We start from the raw sequence: 15,947 nt of genomic DNA on the forward strand, positions 1-15,947 counted from the left end.
TTTCGCGACGCGTTTTTTTGTGTCATTAGCCAGCTTCATCTCACGCCTACAAATTCAAGGTACCTGCGTCTTCTAAAGTACCTGCGTCATCACATGAGGTGACACGAAGCAAACGGCAGCGTGATAGACTGTGACCACACGACAAATGCCGATTTCTCCAACCTGACCGAGCATACATGGGCTTCGGAAAACGTTTTCAAACGCTCTTCGAAATCGCCAGCCAGTGGCCGTGGCTTTTACTGGTGCTTGCCAGCTTGCCGCTGGTTTTGGCTGCATTTTGGCTGCGAATCTACCCGACCCGACGTTGGGTCGCGATGATCGGAATCAGCGTCGTGCTCAGTGTCGCGGTCGTGTTTTTCCCCAGCTTGCTCGTCATTCTCGGACTTTTCGATGGACTAGTCATCGCGGTGACCGCAATTGACGGATTGCTGCTCGTGATCACCACCCGAAAGATGCTTGGTGACGGACTGACGATCGAGCGGACCGTTTCTCGCACGAGTTCTCTGGGCGTTCCGCTCGACTGCTCGCTCATTCTGCGAAATCACACGCAACTAAGAATGCGTGGCGATATTCGAGACGATGTCCCTGAATACTTCGTTTCCGAGCCCACTCAGCACAATCTGGATTTGCCTCCTAGACTGCAATTGCAGTTGCGTCGGAAACTAACCCCCCACCGGCGAGGCGCGTTCAAACTTGATCGCGTCGATCTCAAACTCTTCAGCCCGCTGGGTTTATGGCAACGGCATATCAATCGTTCACTGCACAGCCAGCTGAATGTCTTTCCCGATATGAAGCAGTTGTCTGACTACGCGCTACTCGCACGCACGGACCGCCTGAGCCTAATCGGGGTGCGCCGGACTCGACGAATTGGACAAGACAGCGATTTCGAACGCTTGCGGGATTACACACGCGACGACAACTACCGACATATTGACTGGCGAAGCACGGCCCGCCGCAACAAACTCACCGTACGGCAATTCCAAAGCGACCAAAGCCAACGCCTAATCTTCCTTCTCGACTGCGGTCGGATGATGACCAACCAGCGAAATGGCTATTCCTTGCTGGATCATGCCCTCAATTCCATCCTGATGATGTCCTATGTGGCACTGCATCAGGGAGATTCAGTTGGAATGATCTGTTTCAGCGATACGATTCATGCGTATCTGCCGCCACGCGGCGGGGCAAGCCAAATGAATCGGTTGCTGCAGGCCGGATTTGACCAGTTCCCGAGAATGGTCGAATCGAGATATGACCAAGCCTTCCTCTACCTCAATTCTCATTGCAAACGTCGGTCGCTCGTAACACTCACCACCAACATCGTTGACGAAGTGAATGCGGAAGTCGTCTCGGACCATCTTTCCAACCTTACCGGAACACACCTTCCACTGGCTGTGGTTCTTCGAGATCGCGAAATGTTTGATGCGGCAGACTATCCCGCCGAAGTTCTCCAAACCACGAACGGACAAATCGCAACCACTTCGCTCGACGAAACCAAAACGTATCGGGCCGCAGCTGCCGCAGAAATGCTGGTTTGGCGAGAAGAAGTCCTATCGGGACTTCGTCACAAAGGCGTTCTAGTGGTCGATGCGTTCCCGGACGAATTGAGTGCACCGATGGTCAATCAATACCTGCAAGTAAAAGCACAGCACCTGCTGTAATGATTGAAACGAAGAATCGAAAAACGGCGATCAAAACGCCGACACTGCAAACACTCACTGCCCCCCGCGAAAACGCCGATCCGATCTAACGTCTACTGTTACAACAGACGAAAATTGGAGTGCAATCGAATGTGGAGAAGCCTATTTCTAGCCGTCGGAATCATGATGGTGATCTTGGGTGTTGAAACAATGCTCATCGACTCCGCAACGGTCTACGCAGCAGCAGACTCCAGTGCAGTTGAATTCATTGATCCCGGAGTAACGCCTGCCCAGACGACGAAAGTCTGGACGCCGACGGAACGTTTCCCTTGGGTAATGTTGGCCGTGGGAGCTGTTGTCATTCTCTATGCCATCACTCTTCCCAAACGCTGGGGACGAAGCGGAGACTGAAAGCTCACCCGCAACGAAACAAAAACCAAAAAGCCACGGCTCATTCCGATGACCGTGGCTTTTTTCGTGGCCAAAGCCCTCATTCAAACGAACACGTATGGTTGATGTTCGCCGTTGGCCAACCAAACGCCACCTCCAAAGAGGCCCCTGAACAGCTTCTGCAGGAGGGATACATCATGCGGAACCCCCCAAAACAATAGCCCCAAACGACGAAACGAACACGAAAGCAAGACGTACCACCAAACCGCCAAGACCAGGCACGATATCCCGGAAGCCGCGCGGAGGAGAACGCCGTGCAAGCCAGCTCCCTCCAAGCCTCGATTCAGCCGGCAATTCACCCTGTTCGAAGGCCTAGGCAACCCAGAATCAAACTGCCCGCCAAAACCACACTGTCCGAGTCCGAGTCCGAGTCCGAGTCCGAGTCCGAGTCCGAGTCCGAGTCCGAGTCCGAGTCCGAGTCCGAGTCCGAGTCCGAGTCCGAGTCCGAGTCCGAGTCCGAGTCCGAGTCCGAGTCCGAGTCCGAGTCCGAGTCCGAGTCCGAGTCCGAGTCCGAGTCCGAGCACGAGTCCGAGCACGAGTCCGAGTCCGAGTCCGAGCACGAGCACGAGCACGAGCACGAGCACGAGCACGAGCAAGAGCACGAGCACGAGCAAGAGCAAGAGCAAGAGCAAGAGCAAGAGCAAGAGCAAGAGCAAGAGCAAGAGCAAGAGCAAGAGCAAGAGCACGAGCAAGAGCACGAGTCCTGGCAACTGAGTCTCTGTGGCCCTGTGGCCCTGAGCAACTTTCACACTGCGCATAAAAAAACCCTCCTGAGAAAACTCAGAAGGGTTTTTAAAAATCCGGCAAGACCTACTTTCACGCTGGTGGGCACTATCATCGGCTCTTAAAGCTTGACTGCTGTGTTCGGAATGGGAACAGGTATAACCTTTAAGATATGATCGCCGGAAAGACCTCACGACGAATGTTTCGCCGCCGTGAGGCCAGTTGTTTGGTAGTTGAACAAGTTAACTTCTTGAAGCCGATCCGATTGGACCGCATGAGTGCGGGATATCGGTGGCCAAACTTTCGCCCGTTAGTATTGGTTTGCTTAATGCATTACTGCACTTACACGTCCAACCTATCAACCTGGTAGTCTTCCAGGGGGCTTTCGACTAATGTCTACGAATCCTTATCTCTGGGCGGGCTTCACGCTTAGATGCTTTCAGCGTTTATCCTTTCCGAAGTTAGCTATCCAGCCGTGCCGCTAGCGCGACAACTGGTACACCAGAGCTTCGTCCAACTAAATCCTCTCGTACTAAAGTTGAATCCCATCAAGATTCGAACGCCCACGGCAGATAGGGACCGACCTGTCTCACGACGGTCTGAACCCAGCTCACGTACCACTTTCATTGGCGAACAGCCAAACCCTTGGGAGCTTCTACACCCCCAGGATGTGATGAGCCGACATCGAGGTGCCAAACCGCATCGCCGCTGTGGACGCTCGGATGCGATAAGCCTGTTATCCCCGGAGTACCTTTTATCTGATGAGCGATAACCCTTCCATTCGGGATTACCGGATCACTAAGGCCAACTTTCGTTCCTGCTCGACTTATGAGTCTCGCAGTCAAGCACACTTCTACCTTTACGCTCTACGCCTGATTGCCGACCAGGCTGAGTGTACCTTTGCACTCCTCCGTTACTCTTTGGGAGGAGACCGCCCCAGTCAAACTGCCCGACTGACACTGTCCTTTGCCCCGTTTCAGGGGATCAAAGTTAGAATTAAAATATGACCAGGCTGGTATTTCAACAACGACTCCCTCTACACTAGCGTGCAAAGTTCAAAGTCTCCCAGCTATCCTACACAAGACATATCTCAACCCAATAGCAGCCTACAGTAAAGGTTCACGGGGTCTTTCCGTCTAACCGCGGGTATGTGGCATCTTCACCACAACTACAATTTCACCGGGTCGGTGGTTGAGACAGTGCTCCAATCGTTACGCCTTTCATGCAGGTCGGAACTTACCCGACAAGGAACTTCGCTACCTTAGGACCCTCATAGTTAGGGCCGCCGTTTATTGGGGCTTCGGTCGCCAGCTTCGCTCCGAAGAGCTAACCGTCTTCCTTAACCTACCAACACCGGGCAGGCGTCAGTCTCTATACATCCACTTGCGTGTTAGCAGAGACCTGTGTTTTTGATAAACAGTCGTTAGAGCCGATTTTCTGTGGCCTCCAACAGCGTGAACCGTCGGAGGCGCCCCTTATCGCGAACTTACGGGGCCATTTTGCAGAGTTCCTTAACCACCGTTCTCCCGAGCGCCTTAGAATTCTCATCTCGCCTACCTGTGTCAGTTTTAGTACGGTCACAGGGCACATAACTTAGCGGCTTTTCTTGGACGTCCTTCCAATGACTTCGAGAACTTGGATGCTCTCGAGCTCAACCTTGGCTTATGTCAGGTCATTTATCCCCCAACACCTCAGTTTTCGCTACGGACATTTCTATTCGTACCGCTCACTTTCTGGACGCCGTCCCCGCATCGAAGTACCCATGTGGCGAAGGAATATTGACCTTCTATCCATCGTCTACGCCTTTCGGCCTCGACTAAGGTACCGGCTAACCCTGGGCGGATTTACCTTCCCCAGGAAACCTTAGGCTTTCGGCGAACAGGATTCTCACCTGTTTTATCGTTACTCATTCCGGCATAATCACCCGATGACCCCGACACCGCTCGTTACCGTACGGCTCGTATCTGATCATCGGCGCTCTCCTACCACTCTAGATAAATCTAGAATCCGCTGCTTCGGTGTACTACTTACTCCCGTTCATTATCGGCGCAGAAATGCTCGACTGGTAAGCTGTTACGCACTTTTTAAATGGTGGCTGCTTCTAAGCCAACATCCCAGCTGTCACGGCACTTCAACTTCCTTAGTGACTAAGTAGTACTTCGGGACCTTAGCAGGCGATCTGGGTTGTTTCCCTCTCGACCCTGGAGCTTATCCCCCAGGGACTGACTGCCGAGGTAAGGTGAACCGGTATTCGGAGTTTGGTTCGGTGGGGTACCCTTGGAAGGGCCCCCATCCGATTCAGTATCTCTACCCCCGGTCACTAATTTACTCGACGCTATCCCTCAAGATATTTCGGAGAGAACGAGCTATCTCCTGGTTTGATTACACTTTCAGTCCTCCCCACAGGTCATCCCCTCAGTTTTCAACCTAAGTGGGTTCGGTCCTCCACGCAGTTTAACCCGCGCTTCAACCTGCCCATGGGTAGATCACACAGGTTTCGCGTCTGCAGCAATCGACCAACGCCCTATTCAGACTTGGTTTCCCTTGGGCTTCGTTCCGTCAGAACTTAACCAAGCCGATTACCACAACTCGCCGGATCATTATGCAAAAGGCACGCCGTCACACATTAAAATAGTGCTCCGACCGCTTGTAGGCACATGGTTTCAGGTTCACATTCCTCCCCTAGCAGGGGTTCTTCTCACCATTCACTCACGCTACTGGTTCGCTATCGGTCGTTAGAGAGTATTTAGCCTTACGGGATGGTCCCCGCGGATTCAGTCCAGGTTTCACGTGACTGGACCTACTCAGGTGCTTCTAAGGTGAGACAATATTTTCGCGTACGGGGCTGTCACCCTCTGTGGCCGACCGTTCCAAGTCGTTTCACTAACACGTCTCAATCCCATATTGAAGTCCTACAACCCCGAGAAGGAAACCTCCTCGGTTTGGGCTATTCCGATTTCGCTCGCCGCTACTGACGGAATCGATTTTTCTTTCTGTTCCTCTGGTTACTTAGATGTTTCAGTTCACCAGGTTGTTACAAACACACCTATGTATTCAGTGTGCTGTGGTCGGGAACCCCGGGATCATCGCTTGTGTGTCAACTTCCCCAGGCTTTTCGCAGACTTCCACGCCCTTCTCCTTCTAACGCCAAGACATCCCCCATGTGCCCTTAATAGATTGGCCACCGAAATCCCGAACTCAAAACGCATACCTAAGCCACACTTCCTTGCGAAAGCGAACAAAGGCACAACATCTTGGTTTCAAGCTTCAGTGCTATCTAGTTAACGATATCACACAGTGGCTCAGAGCTTCTCACCGAGAAACAACTGAACCGCTCAAGAATCCAATCAGAATCAAATCACCACAATCAGTTTCTTTCGAAACTCTATTGCAGCGACGCTTCCGAAGAACTTATTACCCTACTGACAAATGCTCCTGAACCCCGGAAAAAGGCTCACTCACATCCGTCGCATGGTGCTCTTTTCAGATGCCAACTACCAAACAACCAAATTTTCAAAAATCAAGTTCCCGGATGCTCGCTAGGCGAGGACCCGAGAGACGCTGCCAAAAACAGCCGATCAATCTCTTGCGTTAAGAGCTAGAGATCAGTCGGTCGCTTTTGAGCGAGCGAGGAAGTTAGCGATGAGCTAACTTCGAGTCAAGTGGAAGAAGCGGTGAAATTTGAAATAAGTTTCAGAGCTGACTTCGACTTGTTTGCCGCGTTACAGAACGCTGTTCAGCTCTTTTGAAGAGCCTCGCAGAGCCTTGCTCAGCGGCGGGACAGGAAAGATAGCGAGCCGGCGATTCTGGTCAACCTCAATCAGTCGCAATTCTGAAGAAAGTTTTGATTCTTCGTGAAGTGTTTCTGAGTGAAGTGTTCCAGAAGCAAACCGGGACTTCTCATCCCTGCTTGTTTCCAGTCACCCGCAGTGAAGCGGGTGTCCTTCAACTTTCGGTTCTCAGCACATCCTGACTTGAGCCAGATTGTGAATTGAACCAAGTGGAGGTAGACGGACTCGAACCGACGACATTCTGCTTGCAAAGCAGACGCTCTCCCAACTGAGCTATACCCCCGTGATTTTGAGTTTCGAGGAGGAAGGGTGACGTTCCGTTGAAAACGGGAACATTGCCCTACCACCTCGGCACTCGAGTGGGCGTGCCAGAACTCGAATCTGGGACCTCGTCGTTATCAGCGACGCGCTCTAACCAACTGAGCTACACGCCCGTCAGGACCACAGGACCTGATGGTTTCTGCCTCGCTTTCGCGAGGCGGGTCGGAAGTTTAGGAAGTTTTGGTTTGTTGTCAAACGCACTTTGGCGATGTTTTTGACCAATTCCTCTGATTCCGTGAGCGTTTTTTTCGTCTTCATGGCCGGGAAGTCTTGAATCAACGTTCCCTCGAACCCCCGAATTCCGGCAAAATGTCGCTCCGACGTCCGCCTTGTTCGGATCGTTCGTTCCATTTCGATGTGCAAGTCAATCAGAAGGATTTGTTTAGCTGCCATGAGTAAACACAACCGTTTTCCCGCGTCCTGGTCGGTCCGAGGCTTTGTCCTCGGGGGCGGTTCGCTCGTTCTTTCCACCATGTTGGCGACAACTTCGTCCGCAGCTCCCCCATCGGCCGCCGCCGCATTGGGGCTGAAACCGGTGCAAGATGGCGTGGAATATGAACAAGTCGAACCGGGCGACGTCGAAAAATGCGAAGTTCGCGATATAGAACGCGATGATTGGTCAGGCTGGGAAGTTTCCGGTGCCGATGGGACTTTGCTTCGCCGATTTGCCGACACCAACGGCGACAAAAAGGTCGACCTATGGTGCTATTTCCAATACGGCGTCGAGGTCTATCGCGATGTGGACGCGAATTTCAACGGAAAAGCAGACCAGTACCGATGGATGGGAACCGGTGGGACACGCTGGGGCATCGACGAGAACGAAGATGGACAAATTGATAGCTGGAAGATGATTTCAGCCGAAGAAACCACTCGCGAATTGGTCCAGTCGCTGGCAAATGCTGACGGAAATCGTTTTGTCACACTGTTGGCATCTCCCAAAGAACTCCAGTCCGCTGGATTGACCGGCGATCGTCTCGAGAGCCTGATCAAGAAGGCTTCCCGAGCGGCATCGAACTTCAAAAAGTTCGCTGCAACCCAAAAAGCAATCGGTCCGAAATCGCAATGGATCCAGTTCGCCGCCGCGACTCCCGGAATCGTTCCGGCAGATGACATCGGTGTTAAAAAGGACGTGATGGCTTACGAGAATGCCGTCGCAATGTACGAAACCAGCGGCCAATCAGGACAAATGTTGGTCGGAACCGTGATCCGAATCAACGATGCGTGGAAACTGGTCGACCTGCCCGTGCTGGCTGAAACCGGCGAGCCAATCGCTCAGTCCAACGGCAATTTCTTCACTCCGGGAGGCTCCTCCACCGCCGGTGCGGGTGTCTCATCCGCCGGAAATTCGAAGACACAAGAACTGGTCGGTGCTCTCGAAGCAGTCGACTCGCAAATGGTCGGCGAAGGTGACCCAAAAGCACTCGCAAAACTCAATGAACGCCGCGCCGATATCGTCGAAAAGCTGATCGCCGCCGCGGAAACTCCCGCCGAACGCGATACCTGGACCCGACAATTGGTCGACACCGTCAGCGTTGCGACCCAGAGCGGAACCTATCCGGGAGGCCTGAAACGACTGAAGGATTTGGCCGCATCGATGCAAAGCTCAAAGGGCGGTGCGTCAGAAGCCATGCGTGCTTACACCGAATACCAGTTGATCGGGACCGAGTACATCGCTCGCCAAACCGAAGACGCTGACTTTGCCGAAAACCAAGTTTGGTGGCTGGAACAACTCACCGAATTCGCTGATCGCTACCCACAAGCCCCTGAAACCGCCGCCGCCAAATTGCAGCTGGCACTCAGCAAGGAATTCGAGGACAAGGAAACCGAAGCACTTCGATTCTACAAAGAAGTTGCCAAAGACTTCCGCGGCACCGAAGCGGCCGAACGTGCCGCGGGCGCCGTCCGCCGACTGGAATCCGAAGGCAAAGAAGTCGATCTCGAAGGCCGGACTGTCCAAGGAAAGGCCTTCCGTTTGAGCGCACTTCGCGGTCGTCCGGTTGTCCTTCACTACTGGGCGACTTGGTGCGAACCCTGCAAGAACGACATGAAATTGCTGCGTGGCCTGCAAGCTCGCTACCAGCGTGCCGGACTGCAAATCGTCGGCGTCAACATCGACAACCAACTCGAACAAGCGTCTGAATTCCTGAAGACGAACGCTCTGCCATGGGTGCACCTGCACGAAGACGGTGGGCTGGAAGGCAGCCCGTTGGCCAAACAATTTGGCGTTCAAACGCTGCCAACCACGATGCTGATCGACTCCAAAGGACGTGTGGTCGACCACAACATCGGTGCTGCCGAACTGGACGACGCGATTGAGAAATTGCTGAAGTAGACGTCAACCGACGCAGTCAAATTCAATCGGTGAGCAACCTGGGTTGCTCACCGATTTTTTTGCGCACTGACTCTCTAAACTCAAACGTTTCCACCACTCAAACGTCGTCGCCAACGATCAAACCGTCCTCTGAAATGCGATACGGCACGATCGATTCCTCACAGTAACTGCCCCGATGTTTCGCGACGCAAAGAGCGCGTCCCATCTTGTTCCCGTCGCGTGTTTTGCCCATCAAAATGATGGTGTTGGCATTGGACAACACGTCGCCACTTTGAATCGGCCGGGCGATCAAATCGTCCAACATCACCTCGTGCGAGGTCGCCAGCAACAAACCGCCGAGCTGTTGATGGTCGTAGGCATGAGCCTCGATTCGTTCCGCGTTTTCGCGGAAATGCACACGAAACAGGTCACGTGCCAGCCAATCGTGCTCCTTGCGAAGGATCTGATTCTGGATGTATTCGATCAGTTCGAACTGAATCGACTCGGCCGCCCGATCGACCGGTTCCACCCCATCGATCACAACCCGCCGGACACCGTGAGCAAAATTGCCGTAGAAAAACGCGATCGCGCGGTCCAGTTTTTTAGCTCGCTCGGACGACCAACGACGCCAATCATCCGCGTCCATGTCCGAGGACGTCACCCGCCGACCCGAATCCTGAAACAAATGCATGCTGTCGCGACGAGTCTTTTCGCGATCCCAAACCTCATTCAGCGTGACCGGTTGATCCGCGGCAGCCTCCGACAACTGCCATTCACCCAAACGTTTGGCGTACTCCGAATGGTTCTGTGAATCACCACGAGAGGTCAAATCAAACACGACGCCGCGTTCGCCTTCCTGAGTTTGCCCGTGTTTGGCGAATTGAATTCCGAGCTGTGTCTTGCCGATTCCCGTCGCTCCCAGAACGACGGTCATTGTCCCGGGCAGCAACCCTCCGCCCAGCATCTCGTCCAACGTTGTGATTCCAGTTTGCAATCTCTGACTCATGGTGCGTCCATTCTCGCGGGGTTTCACTGATTCAAAAGCAGATGCTCGGCAGCGATTCGTCCGCTGTCCATAGCCCCCTGGATGCTGGGCGTTTGGCAGTGGTCGCCCGCGATCCACACCCCTGCCCTGCTCTGCCCTGCCCCGCGGTCGTCTGCGGAAGGAGCTTCACCCGATGACGTTTCGGGTAGAGACACATTGCCGTCTTCCAAGTTCGCCCGCCGCCAATCCTCCCACGCAGGCGACTTCACCACGGTGTTCAGCGACATCTTTGGCAGTGAATAAGGAACTCGAAAAACCCGCAGCAACCGCCAACGCATCGCCTCATCGCCGAACCAATCCTTCAACTGCGATCGCACTCGACAATCAAGCGCTTCGTCGTCCAAACCATCCGGCGGCTCCTGATCACCAGCGACACTGACCGACACCAACGCCTTGCCGGGCGGCGCGTACGACGGCGCGACATCGCTCATCACCACCGCACTTTGAATCGGCCCCGACTCATCGCCCCGCAACATCAACAATCGATTCGAATCCGGCGATTGTTCCGCCGCATAATACAAATTGGTCGTTCCAAACCACGGCGTCGCCATCGATTCCATCCCCAACAACCTGGCCGCCGCCCCCGCGGGAGTCGCGATCACCAGGTGCCGGCACATCACCGCCGTTCCATCGGACAACACCACGCGGTGTCTGACGTGACCTGACGGCTCATCACCAAATGCGGACCGCTCCGATTCGGAAAGCGGTTCGACCGACTGCACCGTGGTTTGATACTGAATCGACCCTCGCGGCAATCGCTCCGCCAGTTGTCTCGGAATCGCCCCCATGCCATCGGCGGGAATCGCAATGTCGCCACCGGCAAACATTCGAAAGACAAATTCCAACATCCGGCTGGACACCGAAAGCGATTCGTCCAGGAAGACTCCACCAAGGAACGGTCGAAAAAATTGGTCGATGATTCTTTCGCTGAAGCCATCTGCACGCAAACGTTCGAGCGTCGGCGATGCTGATCGCTCATACAAATCTTGCAGGGAACCGCGGTTGCTGGCCCGACGCAGATTCGCGATTCGCAACTTGTCGACCAACGAACCAACGGGGTTCATCGCCGAAGCAATCGCCGCCGTCGGCCGTCGCCAAGGATCTCCCAGCAGCCGGAACTGACCGTTTTGCCTGACCAAAGCCCCGGGTTCAAACCGGCACAGCCGCAACGCGTCGTAATCCAAAAACTGCTTGCACGCCGGGTACGCCGTCAACAGAACTTGAAAACCGTGGTCCAGCGTGAAGCCATCGACCACGTCACTGCGAACGCGTCCGCCCACGCGATCGGTTGCTTCTAAAATCCGAAACTCGCGACCGGCGTCCGCCAAGACGCGGCCGCATGTCAGCCCCGCCAATCCGCCACCGATGATCAATGTTTCCGTGAATGGTTGCTCGACGGATGATTCCGAACCACTCATATCAGGTGGTAACCTTTTTCTGTCAGTTTTTGAGTCAATGCCCGTTTGGCGGCGTAGTCGCCATGCACCAAACGAATCTCCTTCGGTGCATCGGTCATTCCCTCCACCAACGCGATTAAATCTTCCTGATCACCGTGAGCCGAGTACCCGGTCAGTTGATGAGTCTTGGCACGAACATCGTATCGCCGGCCGTCCAATCGCACCCAATCGCTCCCCCGCGAAATGTAGTTTCCCGGCGTGCCTCCCGCTTGATAGCCAGCAAACACGATGTCGGTTTCCTCCTGCCCGATGAACGCCTTGAGGTAATTGACCACCCGACCTCCCGTGCACATGCCGCTTCCGGCAATCACCACCGCGGGCAAATTGTGTTTGGCCAAGTACCGAACAGTTTCCTTGTGCTCCGAATGGCTGCCCACCGTGGTCAAATTTTCAAACACCAGCGGTTGATCATCGGTTTCCAACGTCACCTGAGCCTCCTCGCCCCAGTGTGATTTCATTTCCTTGTAAAGAGCGGTGAAGCGAGTGGCCAGCGGCGAGTCGACGATGACATCGACCCGCTTCATCAGCGTTCGATGCTCGGTTTCTTGAATGCGTTCGAAGATGGCGTTGAGCTCATACAACAACGCCTGGGTACGTCCGAGTGAAAACGCGGGCACAATTGTCACGCCCGAATCATCCAGCGTTCGCCGAATGACCGCCTCCAATTCCGCTTGCCGATCAGCCTTCGGGGGATGCAACCTATCACCGTAAGTGCTCTCCAGCACCAACAAGTCCGCCCGCTCGGGACTGACCGGTGGATTCAAAAGAGGATTGGTTCCCGCTCCCACATCGCCACTGAAAACCGCTCGCCGCCCGTCTTTCAATTCGATCTCGAACATCGTCGAGCCCAACACGTGACCGGCCGGCAACAAGCGGACCTTCACCCCGCCGGGGCAGTCATGCCATTGATGGTACGGAAGCGGCACCAACAACTTCCGAATCTGACCGAGAAACTTCTTGATCAACCGTTTGGAACGCGTGAATCCAATCTTCAACGCGTCTTCCATGACCAGCGGCAACAACTTCGCCGTGGGTGCACTGCACAGAATCGGATGATCAAAACCAGCCGCCAACAAATACGGAATCCGACCCGCGTGATCGATGTGCACGTGGGTCAGCAACAACGCCTGAATCCCTCTTAGCGAAAACTCAATCTCGGGGTTGGGCTTCTTCCGAGCGTCTTCGCCTTGGAACGTGCCACAGTCAACCAACAAGCTCTGGGAATCGTCGATCCAAAGTTGATGACAAGAACCAGTGACACCTTCGTGCGCACCGTGGTGAACCAATTTCATAAGCGACATCAGAAGCAAGACAAGGAGAAACAACGCGAGCGGTCCGTCACGCCACCGCAGCACTTTACCACGCGGGGAACGCGTCGAGGGTCCGCAACCACGCGGCGAACGCGTCGAGGGCCCGCAGTGCAACCAATCCAGCCAGGGCGTCCGCCTCGATGACCAAACGTGTCACGCACCCGTCCGATGTCATGGGTGTCGCCGCTTCTCTCCCCCTCTCAACCACCGAGGACACCTCTCATGGCCAAGTTTTACGTGCAATCAGGTACTTTCCGCAGTGTTGTCGCCGCCGATTCGGCTCGCAAAGCCGCTCTGTGGGCAGTCCACCAAGTCATGCAGCAAGTCATGCCGACCGATGAAGACGACGATTCGCTGTCCGCATCGGCAACCAACGAGAACTCGCCCACGATCACCAACCGCCCTCCGTCTGGCGACGCATCCGGCCAGCGCCCCGGATCCACGCCGGTCGCGGTCTTGGACGGCCGAGTCCGCATCAGTGAACGCGGTTACGATCGCAACGACTGTGCGGAGATGCCAACCATGGAAGTTGTCGCGGAGTGGAACCAGATGGTGCTCACCCTCGATCGCCTGCAACAAATGATGCGGCATGGGTGATCCCCCTCCGGGCCGGGCCTGCGCGTTTTCGCAACAGATTTACGCACCCGCGCAAGACTTCAAATCAGTCTGTCGCTAGCCTATTGGAACCCTCGCTGGCACCAGCGAACCACTTCCATTTGAGTTCTGCCCTCCCCTTCTGACAGTCGATCGATGAACAACCAACTGCTGACCCAGCATCGACGCATCGCTCTCCTCACCGACGGCGCCTCCACCCCGTTTTTGGCAAAGACAGCCATCAGCTTGCTGCGGTATCGAACCGCGGATATCGCCGCAGTGATCGATCGCGAACATGCGGGCAAGACATCAGCCGAGCTTTTCAGCGCGGGCGACGCGCCAGTGGTCGCACAGTGGTCTCCCCAACTGAACTGCGACGCGATCTACATCGGCATCGCACCTCCCGGTGGCAAGCTTCCCGAGGCTTGGCGTCCGCAATTGGAAGCGGCCATTCGCGCCGGTGTCGACGTTGTTTCTGGACTGCATGATTTTCTGTCCGACGACAACGAGTGGCGTGAACTCGCCCAGCAGTCGGGTTCGCAAATCGTTGACGTTCGAAAGAACCACTGGAAAGAAACCGCCACCGGCAAACCCTTTCGAGAAGACTGCATTCGCATCCATGCGGTCGGGCATGATTGCAGCATCGGCAAAATGGTCACCACGGTCGAAATCGACCGTGGTCTTCAAGCCGCTGGCAAATCGTCTCGCTTTCTCGCGACCGGCCAAACCGGAATCATGATCTCCGGTCGCGGCGTTCCGGCGGACTGCGTCGTTTCCGACTTCGTCAACGGAGCCGTCGAATACTTGGTTCGAGACAACGAAGACGCTGATTTCTTGCTCGTCGAAGGGCAAGGCAGCATTTCTCATCCGGCTTACTCCGCGGTCACGCTCGGTCTGCTTCATGGATGTGCCCCGCAAGGTCTGGTGTTCTGCTATGAAGCCGGTCGCACCGAAGTCAAAGGGTTCGATGGTTGCGCCATCCCACCGCTTGAAAAACAAATGCAGGCCATCGAACAACTCGCGAATTTGCGTGGGCCGTGCAAGTTCATCGGCATTTCGATCAACACTCGAAAGCTGTCACCCGGCGAAGCCAAACTCGAAGTCGAACGAGCCGAACATCGATTTGGCTTGCCAGCCTGCGACGTCTACCGCGACGGTGCGGACAAACTGGTTCGAACCTCCTTGGAACTGCGAGCCGCGTGTGCTCCCCGCGTCTTGCAGGAGACCGGAGCGTGAAGCTGAATCTCTACGCCGTTCGTTTGCCGCTGCGTGATCCCTTCACCATTTCACGAGGAACCATCACTCACCAAGACAGCCTGATCGTTGCGTTGGAACACGATGGAATCACGGGCTACGGCGAAGTCACCGCGAACGACTACTACGGGCACACCATTTCCGCGATGAGCGATGCTCTTAACGGCCTGAGTGCAAACGATCTCGCGATGTGCTTTGAGGACACGCCCGAGAACAATTGGCATCGCCTCTCAGAACGACTCGTCGGTGACATGTTCTCGCTGTCAGCGTTGGACATGGCCAGCCATGATTGGCACGCGAGAAATTCGGGAGCGACGCTTTGGCATCACTGGGGGCTGACCTGGAACCCCGATTTGCAATCCAGCTTCACGATCGGAATTGATACCGTTCAAGAGATGCGGCGAAAGCTGGATGCCGACTCCGGTTGGGACCTCTACAAAATCAAACTGGGCACTGACCACGATCTGGAAATCATCCGCCAGCTTCGTCAGTGCAACGAAGCCACCTTCCGGGTCGATGCAAACTGTGCTTGGTCGGCCCAACAGACAATCGACTACTCCAAAGAACTCCGGCACTTGGGTGTTCAATTCATCGAACAACCCCTGCCCCGTTCCGCCGATCCCGCTGACAAACAACGGGTGTTCGAAGAATCTTCGCTTCCGATCATCGCCGACGAAGACTGCCAAACCGAAGCTGACCTGGAAACATGCTTCCAATTCTTCCACGGCATCAACGTCAAACTTTGCAAGTGCGGCGGGCTGACCCCAGCTCGCAAGATGCTGACCGAAGCCAAACGCCGCGAAAAACTGACCATGGTCGGCTGCATGGTGGAATCCGCCGTTGGCATCAGTGGAGCAGCACAGCTCACACCGTTGCTCGATTTCGCTGACTTGGACGGGGCGAACCTGATCTCGGACAGCCCTGCCCGCGGCGTCGAAGTCACCCGCGGGCATCTCAAAATGCCTGCGGAACTGGGAACCGGTGCGGAACTGGTCTCCACCGCCCTGCCCCACTTCCTGATCCAGTGAACCACTCAGCAATTCTCTGCATCCTG

Annotated in this window: 9 protein-coding genes, 2 tRNA genes and 2 rRNA genes; 6 read left to right on the forward strand and 7 right to left on the reverse strand. The window is 55.1% G+C overall.

The genetic code is table 11. The features are described 5' to 3' along the window. Positions 1-176 precede the first annotated feature (176 nt). Positions 177-1,658, forward strand: a complete 1,482-nt coding sequence (locus RB_RS17675) for a DUF58 domain-containing protein (RefSeq protein ID WP_011121952.1) — start codon at positions 177-179, stop codon at positions 1,656-1,658. 129 nt (positions 1,659-1,787) lie between these two features. Next, positions 1,788-2,048, forward strand: coding sequence for a hypothetical protein (locus RB_RS17680; protein ID WP_007328183.1), 261 nt, complete (start codon positions 1,788-1,790; stop codon positions 2,046-2,048). Between the two features lie 837 nt (positions 2,049-2,885). Here RB_RS17680 and rrf read toward each other — a convergent pair. The 4 genes from rrf to RB_RS17710 form a co-directional block, all read right to left on the reverse strand. Continuing rightward, positions 2,886-2,994 (reverse strand): 5S ribosomal RNA (gene rrf, locus RB_RS17690). 107 nt (positions 2,995-3,101) lie between these two features. Further along, a 23S ribosomal RNA gene (locus tag RB_RS17695) occupies positions 3,102-5,993 on the reverse strand. Positions 5,994-6,811: 818 nt separating this feature from the next. Continuing rightward, positions 6,812-6,884, reverse strand: a tRNA-Ala gene (locus tag RB_RS17705). 77 nt (positions 6,885-6,961) lie between these two features. Next, positions 6,962-7,035, reverse strand: a tRNA-Ile gene (locus tag RB_RS17710). A 278-nt stretch (positions 7,036-7,313) separates the two neighbouring features. On the opposite strand from RB_RS17710, the gene RB_RS17720 reads away from it, so the two are divergent. Next, positions 7,314-9,254 (forward strand): TlpA disulfide reductase family protein, encoded by a 1,941-nt coding sequence (locus RB_RS17720; protein ID WP_007325434.1) that lies wholly within the window; start codon positions 7,314-7,316, stop codon positions 9,252-9,254. Positions 9,255-9,351: 97 nt separating this feature from the next. On the opposite strand, the gene RB_RS17725 is transcribed toward RB_RS17720, so the two are convergent. Genes RB_RS17725 through RB_RS17735 form a run of 3 tightly spaced genes read right to left on the reverse strand, consistent with a single transcriptional unit; the run spans position 9,352 to position 13,036 of the window. Continuing rightward, a complete protein-coding gene (locus RB_RS17725; RefSeq protein WP_011121957.1) occupies positions 9,352-10,239 on the reverse strand; it encodes an RAD55 family ATPase in 888 nt (295 codons plus the stop codon). A gap of 23 nt (positions 10,240-10,262) precedes the next feature. Continuing rightward, positions 10,263-11,696: an NAD(P)/FAD-dependent oxidoreductase gene (locus RB_RS17730; protein WP_011121958.1), complete on the reverse strand. Its 1,434-nt coding sequence runs from the start codon at positions 11,694-11,696 to the stop codon at positions 10,263-10,265. Next, positions 11,693-13,036 carry an MBL fold metallo-hydrolase RNA specificity domain-containing protein gene (locus tag RB_RS17735; protein ID WP_276665344.1) on the reverse strand — a complete coding sequence of 448 codons (1,344 nt, stop codon included), beginning with the start codon at positions 13,034-13,036 and terminating at the stop codon, positions 11,693-11,695. The genes RB_RS17730 and RB_RS17735 overlap by 4 nt, the downstream gene beginning before the upstream one ends. Positions 13,037-13,267: 231 nt before the next feature. Between RB_RS17735 and RB_RS17740 the strand changes: the two genes are divergently transcribed. From RB_RS17740 to RB_RS17750, 3 genes are all read left to right on the forward strand, one after another. Further along, positions 13,268-13,642 (forward strand): hypothetical protein, encoded by a 375-nt coding sequence (locus tag RB_RS17740; protein ID WP_164922168.1) that lies wholly within the window; start codon positions 13,268-13,270, stop codon positions 13,640-13,642. Positions 13,643-13,795: 153 nt separating this feature from the next. Further along, positions 13,796-14,875: a DUF1611 domain-containing protein gene (locus tag RB_RS17745; RefSeq protein ID WP_011121962.1), complete on the forward strand. Its 1,080-nt coding sequence runs from the start codon at positions 13,796-13,798 to the stop codon at positions 14,873-14,875. Continuing rightward, positions 14,872-15,921, forward strand: a complete 1,050-nt coding sequence (locus RB_RS17750) for a dipeptide epimerase (RefSeq protein WP_164922169.1) — start codon at positions 14,872-14,874, stop codon at positions 15,919-15,921. The genes RB_RS17745 and RB_RS17750 overlap by 4 nt, the downstream gene beginning before the upstream one ends. Positions 15,922-15,947: the final 26 nt, after the last annotated feature.

It is taken from the genome of Rhodopirellula baltica SH 1 (assembly GCF_000196115.1).
In the GTDB taxonomy this organism is placed as follows: Bacteria; Planctomycetota; Planctomycetia; order Pirellulales; family Pirellulaceae; genus Rhodopirellula; species Rhodopirellula baltica.

Excerpts from the sequence above, each read along its gene's own strand:
- RB_RS17675 (WP_011121952.1), top strand. The coding sequence starts at position 177 with ATGGGCTTCGGAAAACGTTTTCAAACGCTCTTCGAAATCGCCAGCCAG.
- RB_RS17680 (WP_007328183.1), top strand. The coding sequence starts at position 1,788 with ATGTGGAGAAGCCTATTTCTAGCCGTCGGAATCATGATGGTGATCTTG.
- RB_RS17720 (WP_007325434.1), top strand. The coding sequence starts at position 7,314 with ATGAGTAAACACAACCGTTTTCCCGCGTCCTGGTCGGTCCGAGGCTTT.
- RB_RS17725 (WP_011121957.1), bottom strand. The coding sequence starts at position 10,239 with ATGAGTCAGAGATTGCAAACTGGAATCACAACGTTGGACGAGATGCTG.
- RB_RS17730 (WP_011121958.1), bottom strand. The coding sequence starts at position 11,696 with ATGAGTGGTTCGGAATCATCCGTCGAGCAACCATTCACGGAAACATTG.
- RB_RS17735 (WP_276665344.1), bottom strand. The coding sequence starts at position 13,036 with ATGTCGCTTATGAAATTGGTTCACCACGGTGCGCACGAAGGTGTCACT.
- RB_RS17740 (WP_164922168.1), top strand. The coding sequence starts at position 13,268 with ATGGCCAAGTTTTACGTGCAATCAGGTACTTTCCGCAGTGTTGTCGCC.
- RB_RS17745 (WP_011121962.1), top strand. The coding sequence starts at position 13,796 with ATGAACAACCAACTGCTGACCCAGCATCGACGCATCGCTCTCCTCACC.